13 protein-coding genes are annotated in these 14,976 nt (G+C 72.8%); 3 read left to right on the forward strand and 10 right to left on the reverse strand.

The window, feature by feature from the left end:
• Positions 1–217: 217 nt before the first annotated feature.
• Entirely contained in the window at positions 218–421 is a 204-nt protein-coding gene (locus RVR_RS35155; RefSeq protein ID WP_237405163.1) for a DUF6381 family protein, read from the forward strand.
• A gap of 93 nt (positions 422–514) precedes the next feature.
• Here RVR_RS35155 and RVR_RS35160 read toward each other — a convergent pair whose 3' ends face one another.
• Positions 515–874 (reverse strand): DUF6204 family protein, encoded by a 360-nt coding sequence (locus RVR_RS35160; protein ID WP_202238011.1) that lies wholly within the window; start codon positions 872–874, stop codon positions 515–517.
• Between the two features lie 114 nt (positions 875–988).
• On the opposite strand from RVR_RS35160, the gene RVR_RS35165 reads away from it, so the two are divergent.
• Positions 989–1,237: a Smr/MutS family protein gene (locus tag RVR_RS35165; protein WP_202238013.1), complete on the forward strand. Its 249-nt coding sequence runs from the start codon at positions 989–991 to the stop codon at positions 1,235–1,237.
• A 158-nt stretch (positions 1,238–1,395) separates the two neighbouring features.
• On the opposite strand, the gene RVR_RS35170 is transcribed toward RVR_RS35165, so the two are convergent.
• The 8 genes from RVR_RS35170 to RVR_RS35205 form a co-directional block, all read right to left on the reverse strand.
• Complete coding sequence (locus RVR_RS35170) at positions 1,396–2,415, reverse strand: carbohydrate kinase family protein (RefSeq protein ID WP_202238015.1); 1,020 nt, start codon at positions 2,413–2,415, stop codon at positions 1,396–1,398.
• Positions 2,416–2,487: 72 nt separating this feature from the next.
• Positions 2,488–3,477: a zinc-dependent alcohol dehydrogenase family protein gene (locus RVR_RS35175; protein ID WP_202238017.1), complete on the reverse strand. Its 990-nt coding sequence runs from the start codon at positions 3,475–3,477 to the stop codon at positions 2,488–2,490.
• On the reverse strand, positions 3,474–4,364 hold the full coding sequence (locus RVR_RS35180; RefSeq protein WP_202238019.1) for a carbohydrate ABC transporter permease: 891 nt from the start codon (positions 4,362–4,364) through the stop codon (positions 3,474–3,476). The genes RVR_RS35175 and RVR_RS35180 overlap by 4 nt, the downstream gene beginning before the upstream one ends.
• A complete protein-coding gene (locus RVR_RS35185) occupies positions 4,364–5,332 on the reverse strand; it encodes a carbohydrate ABC transporter permease (RefSeq protein WP_202238021.1) in 969 nt (322 codons plus the stop codon). Before RVR_RS35185 ends, RVR_RS35180 begins: the two co-directional genes overlap by 1 nt.
• Positions 5,333–5,348: 16 nt before the next feature.
• Positions 5,349–6,734 carry an ABC transporter substrate-binding protein gene (locus RVR_RS35190; protein ID WP_202238023.1) on the reverse strand — a complete coding sequence of 462 codons (1,386 nt, stop codon included), beginning with the start codon at positions 6,732–6,734 and terminating at the stop codon, positions 5,349–5,351.
• Between the two features lie 207 nt (positions 6,735–6,941).
• Positions 6,942–7,703, reverse strand: coding sequence for a DeoR/GlpR family DNA-binding transcription regulator (locus RVR_RS35195; protein ID WP_202238024.1), 762 nt, complete (start codon positions 7,701–7,703; stop codon positions 6,942–6,944).
• Positions 7,704–8,267: 564 nt separating this feature from the next.
• Positions 8,268–10,394 (reverse strand): glycogen debranching protein GlgX, encoded by a 2,127-nt coding sequence (glgX, locus tag RVR_RS35200; RefSeq protein WP_202238026.1) that lies wholly within the window; start codon positions 10,392–10,394, stop codon positions 8,268–8,270.
• A gap of 506 nt (positions 10,395–10,900) precedes the next feature.
• The gene (locus RVR_RS35205) at positions 10,901–11,770 is read right to left on the reverse strand and encodes an aldo/keto reductase (RefSeq protein WP_202238028.1); all 870 of its coding nucleotides are present in this window, start codon (positions 11,768–11,770) and stop codon (positions 10,901–10,903) included.
• 339 nt (positions 11,771–12,109) lie between these two features.
• Here RVR_RS35205 and RVR_RS35210 point away from each other — a divergent pair, with 339 nt between their 5' ends.
• Positions 12,110–13,081: an aldo/keto reductase gene (locus RVR_RS35210; protein WP_202238030.1), complete on the forward strand. Its 972-nt coding sequence runs from the start codon at positions 12,110–12,112 to the stop codon at positions 13,079–13,081.
• Here the strand turns inward: RVR_RS35210 and RVR_RS35215 are convergent.
• Positions 13,048–14,853, reverse strand: a complete 1,806-nt coding sequence (locus tag RVR_RS35215; protein ID WP_202238032.1) for an ABC transporter ATP-binding protein — start codon at positions 14,851–14,853, stop codon at positions 13,048–13,050. The genes RVR_RS35210 and RVR_RS35215 overlap by 34 nt on opposite strands.
• Positions 14,854–14,976 lie beyond the last annotated feature (123 nt).

Raw genomic sequence — 14,976 nt, forward strand, 5'->3', positions numbered from 1 at the left:
AGCCGGTCGCCGCACAACTTAGGGTCGTGTACAACGGCCGTCAAGACACCTGCCAGGACGGCTTGGACCCGGTGGGTTGAAACGTCTTTGAAACCTGGACGCTCCGCCGCATCCCCGACCACGCCCTCCCGCCCGTGCCGCCCTGCGGCCCCGGTGGCGAACCGGCGGCAGGGCTGTTTGGGTGGAGGTATCGGGCGCACGAAGGGGAGTGCGGCACATGAACGGGAACGGACCGGTCGACGAGCGGCACGAGCGGCACGTCCGGGAGATGCGCGAGAAGGCGCGGGCGCTGGAGGCGGAAGCGGAGCGCAGCGACGACCCGGAGGAGCGCCGCCGGCTCCGGCGGCAGGCGCGGCAGGCGGAGTTCGACTGCGAGCAGGAGAGCATGATGGCCGCGGGGGACATCTACCCGACGCCGTGACGCCGGCGCGTCACCGCGGGCGGAGCGGCGCGACCAGGACGCCACCGCGGCCGGCGCGTCCCGGTGTTCCCGGCGCCCCCGGCGGGACAGGGCTCAGGGGAGCTTCTTCGCGGCCTCGCGTCGGGCGCGCTTGCCCAGCGGCGCCTGCGACAGGTCCTCCGCCTGGGAGCGGAGCTTCGCGAAACCGTACCCGCGGGCGTCGAGCCAGGCGCGGGCGGCGGACTCGGCGCGGGCGGTCGCCGGGACGATGTCCTCCTCGGCCTCGCCGGAGTCGCTGAAGCGGAAGGTGAAGGCGGGACGCGCGGCGATGTCGTAGCTGAGGTGCCCCTCGGGGGTGAAGGCCGCGCGCAGCACGTCGTGCTCGGGCGCGGCCGCCAGCAGTTCCGCGCGCTGCTGGGTGCTCAGTTGGTCGAAGACACCGCGGACCGTGATCCGGAAGGTACGAGTGGTCATCGCGCGACCGTAACCGCGGGCGCCGCGGACCGCCACGGGATTTCCGTCCGGCGGTACGGTGCTGGTGGCCGCCCGCGCCGGGCGCCGCAGTCGGCGAGAAAGGCACGGGCACCGATGACGCTCACCCTCGACCTGCACCCGCTGTTCCGCAGCGACCGCGACATCGACCGGGCGGTGCGGGAGATCATCTTCCGGGCCGCGGCGACGAAGGCGGACCGGGTGGAGATCATCTCGGGCAAGGGCTCGGGGAAGCTCCGGACCCGGGTGCTGGCCACGTTGCGGCAGCCGCACCTCAAGCGGCTCTACCGCAGCTTCGAGGCCGACCCGTCCAACCAGGGGCGGATCGTCGTCCACTTCGGGTGAGCGCGGGGGAAGGCACCGGCGTGCCGGCGACACGGGCGTGCCGGCGACACGGGCGTGCCGGCGACACTGGCCGCGCGGGGCGCACGGGGCGCTCCCCGAGGCGCGGCTTTCCGGCACCCGGGTCGTCCACCCGGTCCGGCGGTCCGGTCGCCCTTCCCTCAGACCGGCGGACGCTCCAGCTCCTCGTAGGTCGGCGGGGCGGCGCCCGGCCGGGAGCAGGTGATCCCCGCGGCCCGCACCGCGTACCGCAGCGCCTCGACCACCTCCGCGGGCAGCGCGCCGGCGCCGGTCGCCTCGCGCAGCCGCGCGCGGGTCGCGGCGGTCGCGGACGTGCCGCCGCCGCTGAGCAGGTCCCGCCGCAGCAGCGCGCTGACCAGCGCGGACATGAACGAGTCACCCGCCCCCACGGTGTCCACGACGCGGATCGGCGGCGCCGGCACGTCCAGGTGCCCCTGCCGCCACCAGGCGCGGGCGCCGCGCGGCCCCCGGGTGAGCACCACCAGGGCCGGACCGAGCCGTGCCCAGCGGGCGGCCGCGGTGTCGGGGTCCTCGTCCGGGTAGAGCCAGGCCAGGTCCTCGTCACTGGCCTTCACCACGTCGCTCAGCGCCACCAGGTGCTCCACCCGGGCGCGTTCGTGTGCGCGGTCGCCCAGCAGCGCCGGGCGGATGTTCGGGTCGTAGGAGACGGTGGCGCGCGGCCTGGTCTCCTCGGTGGCCGCCAGCACCAGGTCGGCACCCGGCGGCAGCGCGGTGGCGACCGAGCCGATGTGCAGGTGGGCGGGCGGCCCGGAGCGCAGCGCCTCGACGGTCGCCGGGGCGAGGTCCCAGACCAGGTCGAACTCGTAGCCGACGGTGCCGTCCGGCCGCACCCGGGCGGTGGCCGACGAGGTCGGCACGTCGCCGACGGACCCCGGTAGCAGCTCGGTCCCGCCGCGCTCCAGCCACGCGCGCAGCGCGTTCCCGGTTCGGTCACGACCGATCCGGGTGGCCAGTCGTACCGGGTGGCCGAGCCGGCCGAGCCCGAGCGCGACGTTCGCCGGGCTGCCACCGGGGTGCTCGCCGTGCACCCCTGCCGGACCGGTCAGGATGTCGGTCAACGCCTCACCGATCACCAGCGCCGGCACCGGGGGAGGCGGCAGCGGCGGCACGGGGGGTGAAGCGGGCAGGGGTGCAGTCATGGGCCTTCCTCTTCCGGGCGGCACGGCGACACGGTGGCGGGTGGGGCGGACGGGTGGGGTGGGCGGCTGCCGCTACGGCAGGACCTGGATCTTCCGTCCCACGCCCGCCTGGAAACGCTGGAGGGCCGCCGCGTAGTCCACCAGGGGAAGCCGGTCGCTGATGAAGACCTCGGGATCGAGCACCCCGCCCGCGAACAGCTCGGCGGCCCGCTCGTAGCTGTGCAGCACCGCCATGGAGCCGGTGATGGTGATCTCCTGATTGTAGATCTTGTACGGCTCGATGGTGGCGCGGGCGGCGTAGTCGGCGACGCCGAACTGGAGGAAGGTGCCGCCCTTGCCGACCCGGCCCAGCGCGTCCTGGATGGCGGCGGCGTTGCCGGTGGCGTCGATGACGACGTCCCAGCCGCGCGGCTGGTCCAGCTCGTCGGCGCTGGTGGCCGTGGCCGAGCAGCCCAGTTGCCGGGCGGTGGTCAGCCGCTCCTCGTTGAGGTCCACCATGTCCACGCTCGCCGCGCCGGTCCGCTTGGCCAGCTCCATCATCATCAGGCCCATCGTGCCGGAGCCGTAGATGAGGACGTGGGTGGCAAGCTGGGAGCGCAGGATGTCGTAGCCGCGCACCGCGCAGGACAGCGGCTCGATCAGCGCGGCGTCGCGGGTGGCGATGTGCTCGGGGAGCTTGACGCAGTTCGCGGCCGGGGCGGCGGCGTACTCCGCGGCCCCGCCCGGGACGGTGACGCCGATGGCGTTCCACCGCTCGCACAGGTTGTTGCGGCCGATCCGGCAGTAGTGGCACTCGTGGCAGTACAGCGACGGGTCCACCGCGACCCGGTCGCCGGCGTTCAGGCCGCGCACCTGCGAGCCGACCGCGACGATCTCACCGGCGAACTCGTGGCCCGGCACGATCGGCAGCGTCGGCGCGAACTCCCCCTGGAGGATGTGCAGGTCGGTGCCGCACAGGCCGCAGGCGGAGACCTGGACGACCACCTCCGAGGGCCCGGGGGTCGGGTCGTCGACGGTCTCGATGCCGACCTGGCCGGGGGAGCTGATGACGGCGGCTTTCACTTGACGGCTCCAAGGGAGAGGCCCTGGACGAGCTTGTCCTGGGCGGCGAACCCGGCGGCGAGCACCGGCAGGGAGATGCAGACCGCGGCGGCGCACACCTTCGCCAGGAACAGGCCCTGGCTGGTGACGAAGCTGGTCAGGAAGACGGGCGCGGTGTTGGCGGTGACGCCGGTGAGCACCCGTGCGAACAGCAGCTCGTTCCAGCTGAAGATGAACGAGATCAGCGCGGTCGCCGCGATGCCGGGCGCGACGATCGGTGCGACGATCCTGGCGAGGATGGTGGGCAGTCCGGCACCGTCGATGGACGCGGCCTCGATGATCGCGCCGGGCACGTCGGACAGGAACGACCGCATCATCCACACCGCGATCGGCAGGTTCATCGAGGTGTAGAGGATGACCAGCAGCCAGATGTTGTCGAGCATGCCGATGTTCTTCGCGATCAGGTACACCGGCAGGAGGCCGGCCACGACCGGCAGCATCTTGGTGGACAGGAAGAAGAACATCGCGTCGGACCACTTGCGGACCGGTTTGATGGACAGCGCGTAGGCCGCCGGGGTGGCCAGCAGCAGCACCAGCAGGGTGGAGACGATGCTCGCCGTCAGCGAGTTGATCAGCGGCGGCCAGGGGCTGACACCGGTGCCCGAGCCGAAGAACTCGCGGTAGCCGTGCAGGGTCAGCGGGGCGTCGATCTTCGGCGGGTTGGTGCCGGCGTCCTGCTCGCTGTGGAAGGAGGTCAGCACCATCCACGCGAAGGGCAGGAAGAAGATGATCCCGCACAGCCAGGCGCCCGCGCCCAGCAGGCGGCGGGAGCGCCGCTCCCTGCGCTCGCGCGGCGCGATGCCGGCGACCGGCGTGACGGGGGTGGCGTCGAGGGTGGTGGCGGCCATCAGTGGGTCTCCTCCCTGAGCAGCGACGAGACCGAGCGCAGCGCGAACGTCGCCACGATGATGGACAGGATCACCACGATCACGCCCTCGGCCGACGCCTGCCCGTAGTCGTGGGCCTCGTAGAAGGTGCTGTAGACGGCGTAGGGGAGGTTCGCGGTGCCCAGGCCGCCGGAGGTCAGCGTGAAGACCGCGTCGAAGTTCTGCACCACGTAGACCGTGCCGAGCAGCGCGGCCAGTTCCAGGTAGCGGCGCAGGTGCGGGAAGGTCAGGTAGCGGAAGATGTCCCAGTTGCCGGCGCCGTCCACCCGGGCCGCCTCGACCACGTCGGTGGGGCGGCTCTGGAGGCCGGCGAGCAGGATCAGCATCATGAACGGGGTCCACTGCCAGATCAGGGACGCCTCGACGGCGAGTTTCGGCGAGGTGGACAGCCAGTCCGGCTGGGGTGCGTTGTCGCTGCCGAACACGCTCCAGATCCAGGTGAGCGAGCCGTTGATGAACCCGTAGGTGGCGTTGTACAGGGCGTGCTTCCACAGCAGTGCGGAGGCGACCGGTACCACCAGGAACGGGGTGATCAGCAGGGTGCGCACCGCGCCGCGGCCGGGGAACTTGCGGTCCATCAGCAGCGCGAGGCCGAGCCCGAGGACCAGGCTGACCAGCACCACCGTGACGGTCAGCACGACCGTGGTGGTCAGCGCCGACCGGAGCTGCGGGTCGGTGAACTCCTCCTTGTAGTTGTCGAAGCCGGTGAACCCCTTGTCACTGGGGTCCAGGGCGTTCCAGCGCATGAACGAGATCACCAGGGTGCCGACGAACGGCAGCTGGGTGACGACGATCATGAAGACGAGCGCGGGCAGCAGGGGCGCCCGCCGGGCCCAGGCACCGCGCTGGCGGCGCGGTGCCCGGCTCGCGGCGGACCCCGAAACGGCCGGCGGCGCGTGGCGTTGTCCGATGATCGAGGGAGTGCTCATCGTGTCGGCTTCCCGCTCACTTGCCGGCGTACTTGTCGGCGACCTTCTCGGCCAGCTTCTGGCTTGCCTTCAGCGCGCTGTCCACGCTGGTACGGCCGGCGACGGCCGAGGAGAGCTGCTGGGAGACCTGGGTGCCCAGGTCGGTGAACTCCGGTATGCCGACGAACTGGATGCCGGGCGCGGGCCGCGGCTGCACGCCGGGGTTGGCCGGGTCGACGGACTTGAGCGCGTTGAGCGTCGGGGTGGCGAAGGCGCTGGAGGCCTTGACGTAGGCGGGGTTGCTGTAGGTGGAGGCGCGCTTGCCGGCCGGCACCCTCGACCAGCCGAGCTGCTTGCCGACCAGGTTCTCGTATCCCTTGCCGGACGCCCAGGAGATGAACTTCCACGCGTCGGACTGGTGGCTGCTGGCCTTCTGCACGCCCCAGGCCCACGTGTACAGCCAGCCCGCGTTCTTGGTCTGCTCGACCGGCGCCGGCACGTAGCCGATCTTGCCCGCGACCGGGGAGCCGGAGCCCTCCAGCGAGCCGGCCGCGGAGGTGGCGTCGTACCACATGGCGACCTTGCTCTGCTCCAGGTCGTTGAGGCACTCGGTGAACCCGGACTGCGCCGCGCCGGCCTCGCCGTGCTCGCGCACCAGGTTCACGTAGAACTTCACCGCCTTGGTGAAGGCGGGGCTGTCCACCTGCGCGTTCCAGTCCTTGTCGAACCAGGTGCCGCCCATGGTGTTCACCACGGTGGTCAGCGGCGCGATCATCTCGCCCCAACCGGGCTGGCCGCGCAGGCAGATGCCCTTCATGTCCTTCTGCGCGCCGTCGGCCTTGGCGGCGAGGTCCGCGACCTGGCTCCAGGTCGGGTTCGCGGGCATCGTCAGGCCCTTCGCGGCGAAGACGTCCTTGCGGTACATCAGGAACGACGACTCGCCGTAGAACGGCTCGGCGTAAAGCTGCCCGTTGTAGGTCAGGGACTGCTGCATCGCGGGCAGGATGTCGCTCTGGTCGAAGGTCGCGTCGGCCTTCGCCTCGGAGGTCAGCGGGGACAGCCAGTTGTTCTTCGCGAAGATCGGCGCCTCGTAGTTGCTGATGGTCGCGACGTCGTACTGGCCGGCCTGGCTGGAGAAGTCCTGGGTGATCTTGTCGCGGACGTCGTCCTCGGGCAGCACCGTGAAGTTCACCTTGATGCCGGTGGACTTGGTGAAGTTCGCGGCCGTCAGCTTCTGCAGGTCGACCATCTGCGGGTTGTTCACCATCAGCACGTTGATCGAGTGCTTGCCGGAGCCGCCGCCGGCCCCGCCCGCCCCCGAGCAGGCCGCCGCGAGCAGCATGCCCGACACCGCCAGCGCCAACGGGGGGAGGGTGCGGCGGCGCAGTCTGCGGGTGGCGGTCGAGCCGGTAGACGATGTCATGATTCGTCCCTTTCATGACTGGAGTCGGGGTGTGCGGGATCATCCGGCCGGCCGATGGCGGCACGGCGGAAGGCGAAACCGGGGGTGTGGCGGAAGTCGGAGGGGTGGGGGGAGGCGGATGCGGATCGGGCGGGCGGGGAAGGAGCGGGCGGGCGGTGGGGTCGGCGGCCGGTGGGGGGAGAGGCGGCGGGCGGGCGCCGCGGCGGGTCAGGCCCTGAAGACGCGCGGGCCGAGCAGGGTGTAGCGGTGGGCTTCGGTACTGGACAGGCCGGTGTCGGTCACGATCGCCTCGAAGTCGGAGACCTCGGCGAAGCGGCAGAAGCTGCTCGCGCCGAACTTGCTGTGGTGGCCCATGAACACCCGCCGGCGCGAGACCTCCAGCGCCTTGGCCTTGACGTCGGCGACGACCGGATCGGGTGTGGTCAGGCCGAGTTCGCGGGAGATGCCGTTGGAACCGACGAACGCCAGGTCGATGACGAAGCCGGACAGCATGGCGCAGGCCCAGGACCCCACGGTGGCCAGGGTCCTGGCCCGGACCCGGCCGCCGAGCAGCAGCACCGTGGTGTCGGCGGACTCCGCGACCGCGGCGGCGGTGGACAGCGACGCGGTGACCACCGTCAGCGGCCGGTCGCGCGGCAGCAACGAGGCGACGAGTTGCGGGGTGTAGCCCTCGTCCACGAACACCGTCTCCGCCTCGCCGAGCAGCTTGACCGCCTCCGCGGCGATCCTGCGCTTGTCGGCGACGTGCAGGTTGACCCGCTCGGCGAGGGCGGTCTCGAAGCCCGCGCCCTCGACGGGGTACGCCCCGCCGTAGGTGCGGCGGACCAGCCCGCGGCGCTCCAGGACGCCCAGGTCGCGCCGGATCGTCTCCGGTGCGACCGCCAGGTCCGAGGCCACCGCGGTCACTTCCACCTGGCCGTGGTGGCGGGCCAGGGTCAGGATGCGGTGCTGGCGCTCCTCGGCCCTCATCGTCCACCTCGCCCTTCGCTCCGGTCCGGGCGCGGCCTGCCCGGTATCGCCCGTAGGAGATTTATACCGCCGCCCCTTTGCCCGTCCATGGCCCACAACGGACAACAAACGGTCCGGTTCCGCCCGTTTGAGCGTGCCGTTGCCGCAGGTCGGTGGGCTCCGGCCGAGCCAGCCGGACCGAAGGGCACCCAAAGCCGCGGCTGCCGGGCCCGGTTCGGGCGATTGCCCGATAGCGGGCGGATACATCTTTCCGGCCGCGTCCAGGGTGTCTTCCGGCCGCTTCCGGGCCGCCGCGCGGGGAGTTCGACGCGTTGGCGGGCCCGGTCGCGGCGGACGCCGCCCGGTCTCCGACGGGCCGTCCGCCGCCGGATCGCGGGACACAAGGGACGTCGGGGGGCATGCCGGGCGGGTGGCCCGTGGCCGTGTGCCCGTTTCCCGGCGGTGTGCCCGAACCGGGCCGGCATGCCCGTTTCCCGCCCGCACGGCCGGTCCGGACCGCGGACGGCCCGGCGCGGCGGGTCCGCACCGTACCCGGTCCGGACCCGCCGCGCAGGCCGCCCGGCGTCAGCCAGCCCGGTCGGGCTCCCGCACCAGCACGACCACCGCCCGCGCCTCGACCTTGAAGGTGTCGCCGGCCGCGCACCGCACCGGGTGGCCGCCGTCCGTCGCCGAGCGCTCCGCGGTGTCCACCACCACGCTCCAGGAGTGCCCGAACTCGCCCGGTGGCAGTCGGAACGCCACGTGCTCCCAGTGCGCGTTGAACAGCAGCAGGAACGAGTCGTCGGTGATCGCCTGCCCGTGCGCGTCCGGCTCGGAGATGGCGTCGCCGTTCAGGTGGACCGCGATCGCGTGCGCGTCGGTGCGGGCCCAGTCGCCGTCGGCCATCTCCCGGCCGTCCGGGCGCAGCCAGGTCAGATCGCCCGGACCGCCGTCCGGACCGGAGCCGCCGCGGAAGAACCGCCGCCTGCGGAACACCGGGTGGCCGCGCCGCAGCGCGATCAGCCGCCGGGTGAAGTCCAGCAGGTCGCGCTGGTCGGCGTCCAACTCCCAGTTCACCCAGGACAGTTCGTTGTCCTGGCAGTAGGCGTTGTTGTTGCCGTGCTGGGTGCGGCCCATCTCGTCGCCGTGCAGCAGCATGGGCACGCCCTGCGAGACCAGCAGCGTGGTCAGCAGGTTGCGCTGCTGCCGGGCACGCAGCGCCAGCACCCCCCGGTCGCCGGTCCCGCCCTCGGCGCCGCAGTTCCAGGACCGGTTGTGGCTCTCCCCGTCCCGGTTGTCCTCGCCGTTGGCCTCGTTGTGCTTGTCGTTGTACGACACCAGGTCACGCAGCGTGAAACCGTCGTGGGCGGTCACGAAGTCCACCCCCGCGCGCGGCCTGCGGTGCTCTCCGGCGTACAGGTCGGAGGAGCCGGTCAGCCGGGAGGCGAACTCCGGCAGCACGCCGTCGCCCGCCCGCCAGAAGTCGCGGACCGAGTCCCGGTAGCGGCCGTTCCACTCGCTCCACAGCGGCGGGAAGTTGCCGACCTGGTAGCCGCCCTCGCCGACGTCCCACGGCTCGGCGATCAGCTTCACCCGCGAGACCACCGGGTCTTGCTGGACCAGGTCGAAGAACGCGGAGAGCCGGTCCACCTCGTGGAACTGCCGGGCGAGCGTGGCCGCGAGGTCGAACCGGAACCCGTCGACGTGCATCTCGGTCACCCAGTAGCGCAGGCTGTCCATGATGAGCTGGAGCACGTGCGGGCTGCGCATCAGCAGGCTGTTGCCGGTGCCGGTGGTGTCGAAGTACGACGCCGGGTCGTCGTCGACCAGCCGGTAGTAGGAGGCGTTGTCGATGCCCCGGAAGGACAGCGTCGGGCCCAGGTGGTTGCCCTCGGCGGTGTGGTTGTAGACCACGTCGAGGATCACCTCGATCCCGGCCGCGTGCAGCGACTTGACCATCGACTTGAACTCGGCGACCTGCCCGCCGCTGCCGCCCGCGGCGGAGTAGCCGTTGTGCGGTGCGAAGAACCCGATGGTGTTGTAGCCCCAGTAGTTGCTCAGCCCCCGGCCGAGCAGGTGGCCGTCCTGGACGTACTGGTGCACCGGCATCAGTTCCACGGCGGTGACGCCCAGGTCCGTCAGGTGCCCGATCACCGCCGGATGCCCCAGACCTGCGTAGGTGCCGCGGATCTCCTCGGGCAGGTCCGGGTGCGCCATGGTCAGGCCGCGCACGTGGGCCTCGTACATCACCGACTCGTGGTACGGCCGCTTCGGCAGCCGGTCGTGGCCCCAGTCGAAGTACGGATCGGCGACCACCGACAGCATCGCGTGCGGCAGGCTGTCGGCCGGGTCGGGGGAGCCGGGGTCGCCGTCTCGGTAGCCGAGCAGCGACGGGTGCCCGTCCGCCTGCCCCTCGACCGCCTTGGCGTACGGATCGAGCAGCAGCTTGGCGGGATTGCAGCGGTGCCCGCGCGCGGGGTCGTAGGGGCCGTGCACCCGGAAGCCGTAGCGCTGCCCGGGGCCGACACCGGGCAGGTAGGCGTGCCGGATGACGCCGTCCACCTCGGTCAGGGTCACCCGCGTCTCGGTGCGTGCCTCGTCGAGCAGACACAGCTCGACCTTCTCGGCGACCTCGGAGAAGAGGGCGAAATTGGTCCCGGTGCCGTCGAACGTGGCGCCGAGGGGGAAGGGTTGGCCACTCCATTTGTGCATTTCCGGAACCTTACCGCCGGTACCGGGTCGCACACCTGACCTGGCGGCCCGACGCGCGGACCGGGGCCTGTCCGGTGCCGGCCATCCCCGCGGGATCATCCGTCCGGGCGAGTCCGCGCCCTGGTCAGGACGGGTGCGCTGCCTCGGCGGGCGCCGCCGCCGGACGGCGGCCGAGGATTCTCCGAACGATTTCCGCCGAGTGTGCATGGGTGCGATGCGGTGGGGCATGCGGAAGTCAGCCCTTGCAGGGGACTCGCAAGGGAGGGTCCGGACGGCGACGTGCCAAGCCGAGCTGTCCGACCCGAGACCGGCGGCGCACCCCCCCGCGCTTCCGGTCCGCGCCCGGCTGCCGCTTCACCCCCCCCGAACGGCGGCCGGGCGCCCGACACCGTCCCAGTGCCGACGGACACGACGCCGCCTCCCCTCCTGGCGTCCGTGCCCGCGAACGCGGCGGGGCCGGGGACCGTCTGCCACCGGTCCCCGGCCCCGCCGCGCGGCCTTCGCGCTCAGCCGACCGCGTCGGTCAGCTCCGCGAACTCCGCGTCGGTCAGCTCCAGTCCGGCCGCCGCGATGTTGTCCTCCAGGTGCGCCACCGAGGACGTGCCCGGGATCGGCAGCATCACCGGGGAGCGGCGCAGCAACCAGGCGAGCGCCAGTTGGGACGCCGACGCGCCGTGCCGCTCGGCCAGTTCGGCGAGCGGACCGCCGGGCTTGGCCAGCTCACCGGTGGCCAGCGGGAACCACGGGATGAAGGCGATCCCCTCCGCCTCGGCGCGCTCCAGCAGCTTCTCCGCGGACCGGTTGGCCAGGTTGTACAGGTTCTGCACCGACGCGATGGCGGTGACCGACCGGGCCGCCTCCAACTGGTCCACATCGACCTCGGAGAGCCCGATGTGCGCGATCTTGCCCTCGTCCTGGAGCAGCTTCAGCTCGCCGACCTGCTCCTCCAGCGGGACCTTCGGGTCGATCCGGTGCAACTGGAAGAGGGGGATGCGCTCCAGGCCCAGGTGCCGCAGGCTCATCTCGGCCTGCTGCCGCAGGTACTCCGGGCGGCCGACCGGCCGCCAGTCGTTCGGCCCGGACCGGGTCAGCCCCGCCTTCGTGGCGATCACCAGGTCCGCGGGATAGGGGTGCAGCGCCTTGCGGATCAACGGCTCGGCGACCACCGGCCCGTACGAGTCCGCGGTGTCGATGAAGTCGACCCCCAGCTCGACGGCCCGCCGCAGGACGCGCACCGCCTCGTCGGGGTCCTTCGGGTCACCCCACACCCCGGGCCCGGTCAACTGCATCGAGCCGAACCCCAGGCGGGTGACCGGAAGCCGCCCGGACAGGGAGAACGTCCCGGACGCCTTCGCGGGCTGGGTCTGCGTGCTCACGATCACATGCTCCTTCCGCGGACGTCCCGGCCCGGAAGCCGGCCGGGGCACACCGCTTGGACGGTTCGTGCGGACGGGTTCGCCCGGCCGCACACCATGGACAACCGCGTACCCGGCACCCCGTATTCCGGGCGCCCGGCACTCCGGACCCGGGAGTTCCGCGGCCCGCCGGTCCGTCTGGTTCCATGGTGCCGCGCCTCCCGCGGGAACCCGCGGACGTGCGGCCGCCCGCCGTGGCGGACGCACGCACGGCGAAACGGGGTACACGCAACGCACGGACACGACGACACGACGTACGCCACGTACGCGACGTGGGCACACACCGAGGGAGACTGCCCCATGCGTTACACCCGACTGGGCGCGACCGGACTTCAGGTGTCGGCGATCAGCCTCGGCTGCATGAGCTTCGGCGAACCCGACCGCGGCACCCACGACTGGACCCTCGGGGAGGACGCCGCCCGGGACATGATCAAGCGGGCCCTCGACGCCGGGGTGAACTTCTTCGACACCGCCAACGTATACTCCGCCGGCAGCAGCGAGGAGATCACCGGCCGCGCGCTGCGCGACTTCGCCGACCGCGACGAGGTGGTCATCGCCACCAAGGTGCACGGCCGGACCCGGCCCGGGCCCAACGGGGGCGGCCTGTCCCGCAAGGCGATCACCGCCGAGATCGAGCACAGCCTGCGCCGGCTCGGCACCGACCACGTGGACCTCTACCAGATCCACCGCTGGGACCACGACACCCCGATCGAGGAGACGATGGAGGCGCTGCACGACGTGGTGAAGGCCGGCAAGGCCCGCTACATCGGCGCCTCCTCGATGTACGCCTGGCAGTTCGCCAAGGCGCAGTACACCGCGGACCTGCACGGCTGGACCCGGTTCTGCTCCATGCAGAACCACTACAACCTGCTCTACCGCGAGGAGGAGCGCGAGATGCTGCCGCTCTGCGCGGACCAGGGCGTCGGCGTGATCCCGTGGAGCCCGCTGGCCCGCGGCCGGCTGACCCGGCCGTGGGACGAGACCACCGCCCGTGCCGAGACCGACGACTTCGGCCGCAAGCTCTACCGGCCCACCGACCGTGCGGTGGCGGAGCGCGTCACCGAGGTCGCGCAGGCCCGCGGCATCCCCGCCGCCCAGGTCGCCCTGGCCTGGATGCACCGCAACCCGGTGGTCACCGCGCCCATCGTGGGCGTCACCAGGTCCCACCACCTCGACGACGCCGTGGCCTCGGTCGACGTCGAGCTGACCGACGAGGAGGTCGCCCGGCTCGAAGAGCCCTACACCCCCCACTCGGTCGTCGGCTTCCACTGACGCCGCCGCTCCGGCGCCGCCCCCTCCTCCCGGTCACCGCCGTGCCAGGACGACCAGAGAGCGGCGTAGGTGCCGCCGGCGGCCACCAGGGCGTCGTGGGTGCCGAGTTCGGTCAGGCAGCCGCCCTCCATGACCGCGACGCGGTCCGCGTCGTGCGCGGTGTGCAGGCGGTGGGCGACGGCGATCACGGTCCGGCCGCGCAGGACGCTCGCCAGCGCGCGCTCGGTGTGCCGGGCGGTGGTCGGGTCGAGCAGCGCGGTCGCCTCGTCGAGGACGAGGGTGTGCGGGTCGGCCAGCACCACGCGGGCCAGGGCGAGTTGCTGGGCCTGCGCGCCGTCCGTCCGGTGGCCGCCGTCGCCGACCGCGGTGTCCAGGCCGTCCGGGAGGTCCCCGACCCAGTCCGCGCCCACGGCCGCCAGCGCCGCGAGCAGTTCGGCGTCCTGCGCGGCGGGCGCGGCGATCAGCAGGTTGTCGCGGACCGTCCCCAGGAAGACGTGGTGCTCCTGCGTGACCAGCACCACGTGGCGCCGCAACTGCTCCGGGTCCAGCGCGGCGACCGGGACCCCGCCCACGGTCACCGAGCCCGCGTGCGGCGCGTCGATGCCCGCCAGCAGCCGGCTCAGCGTGGTCTTGCCGGCGCCCGAGGGACCCACCAGCGCGATCCGCTCACCAGGCCGCACCGTCAGGTCGACGCCCCGCACCACCTCGGCGCCGCCCTCGTAGGAGTAACGGGCCCCGACCACGTCGATCCGGTCGTCCACGGGGGAGGCGGCGGCCACCGCCGCACCGGGCACGGCCGAGCCCAGCCCCTCGACCCGGGCGAAGGACGCGCTGCTGCTCTGGAGCTGCTCGACCCACATCATGATCGAGTCCAGCGGCTCGGAGACCTGCCGCAGGTACAGCGCCGCGCTCACCACCGCGCCCAGGCCGACCACGCCGTGCGCGCGCAGCACCCCGCCGACCACCAGCACCGCGACCACCGGGACCAGGTAGGACACCTCCACGACCGGGAAGAACACGCTGCGCAGGTCGAGCGTGCGGGTCCTGGCCCGGCGGGAGAGTTCGATCGCGTCCCGGGTCCGCGCGACGCGCCGCTCCTGGAGCCCGAACGCCTCGACGGTCCGCGCGCCCGTCACGGTGGCGGCCAGGACCTCGGTGACCGCCGAGTTGGCCGCGCCCTCCGCGAGGTACGCGGCGCGGGCCCGGCGCAGATACCAGCGCAGCGCCCACCGGATGCCGAACAGCCCGAGCAGCCCGCAGCAGCCGAGCAGCGGCTGGAGGAAGAAGACCGCGCCGAGGATGAACAGCGCCTGGACCAGGGCGATCAGCACCTCGGGCGCCGCGTCGCGGAGCGTGGTGCCGACCATGGCCACGTCGGTGGTGCCGCGTGCGGTCAGGTCCCCGCTGCCGGCGCGCTCCACCACGGAGGCGGGCAGTGCCAGCGCCCGGTCCACGAACTGCTCGCGCACCCGCGCGAGGGTGCGCTCGCCGAATCGGTGGCCCAGGTAGCGGGCGTGGCGCGCCAGCAGGAACTGCACGACCGAGAAGGCCAGGATGGTCAGCGCCAGCCGGTCCACGTCGCCCACCGCGGCGCCGCGCTGCACGTCGTCCACGATCCGGCCGACCAGCCACGGTCCGACGAGTCCGGCCGCCGCCGACAGCGCGTTCAGGACGAGCACGGCGGCGAACGCCCGGCCGTCGGCCCGGACCAGCCGCGCGGCCGCGCGCGCGACGGCCGGCGGCTCGGCGACCGGCAGGTGTCTCCCGGTCATCGGCCCTCCTCCCCGTACGCCCCGCCGCTGCGGGGGTCCCGCGCTTCCCGGGCGGCCCGTCCGTCCGCCCGCCGGTCGGCGGCCCGGGGACCGGTGTCCCCGGGGCCGACCGCCGCGCCCGCC

Origin of the sequence: Streptomyces sp. SN-593, assembly GCF_016756395.1 — a bacterium.
Classification (GTDB): domain Bacteria; phylum Actinomycetota; class Actinomycetes; order Streptomycetales; family Streptomycetaceae; genus Actinacidiphila; species Actinacidiphila reveromycinica.

Coding starts and splice junctions, on each gene's coding strand:
- RVR_RS35155 (WP_237405163.1), top strand. CDS start 218: ATGAACGGGAACGGACCGGTCGACGAGCGGCACGAGCGGCACGTCCGG.
- RVR_RS35160 (WP_202238011.1), bottom strand. CDS start 874: ATGACCACTCGTACCTTCCGGATCACGGTCCGCGGTGTCTTCGACCAA.
- RVR_RS35165 (WP_202238013.1), top strand. CDS start 989: ATGACGCTCACCCTCGACCTGCACCCGCTGTTCCGCAGCGACCGCGAC.
- RVR_RS35170 (WP_202238015.1), bottom strand. CDS start 2,415: ATGACTGCACCCCTGCCCGCTTCACCCCCCGTGCCGCCGCTGCCGCCT.
- RVR_RS35180 (WP_202238019.1), bottom strand. CDS start 4,364: ATGGCCGCCACCACCCTCGACGCCACCCCCGTCACGCCGGTCGCCGGC.
- RVR_RS35185 (WP_202238021.1), bottom strand. CDS start 5,332: ATGAGCACTCCCTCGATCATCGGACAACGCCACGCGCCGCCGGCCGTT.
- RVR_RS35190 (WP_202238023.1), bottom strand. CDS start 6,734: ATGACATCGTCTACCGGCTCGACCGCCACCCGCAGACTGCGCCGCCGC.
- RVR_RS35195 (WP_202238024.1), bottom strand. CDS start 7,703: ATGAGGGCCGAGGAGCGCCAGCACCGCATCCTGACCCTGGCCCGCCAC.
- glgX (WP_202238026.1), bottom strand. CDS start 10,394: ATGCACAAATGGAGTGGCCAACCCTTCCCCCTCGGCGCCACGTTCGAC.
- RVR_RS35210 (WP_202238030.1), top strand. CDS start 12,110: ATGCGTTACACCCGACTGGGCGCGACCGGACTTCAGGTGTCGGCGATC.
- RVR_RS35215 (WP_202238032.1), bottom strand. CDS start 14,853: ATGACCGGGAGACACCTGCCGGTCGCCGAGCCGCCGGCCGTCGCGCGC.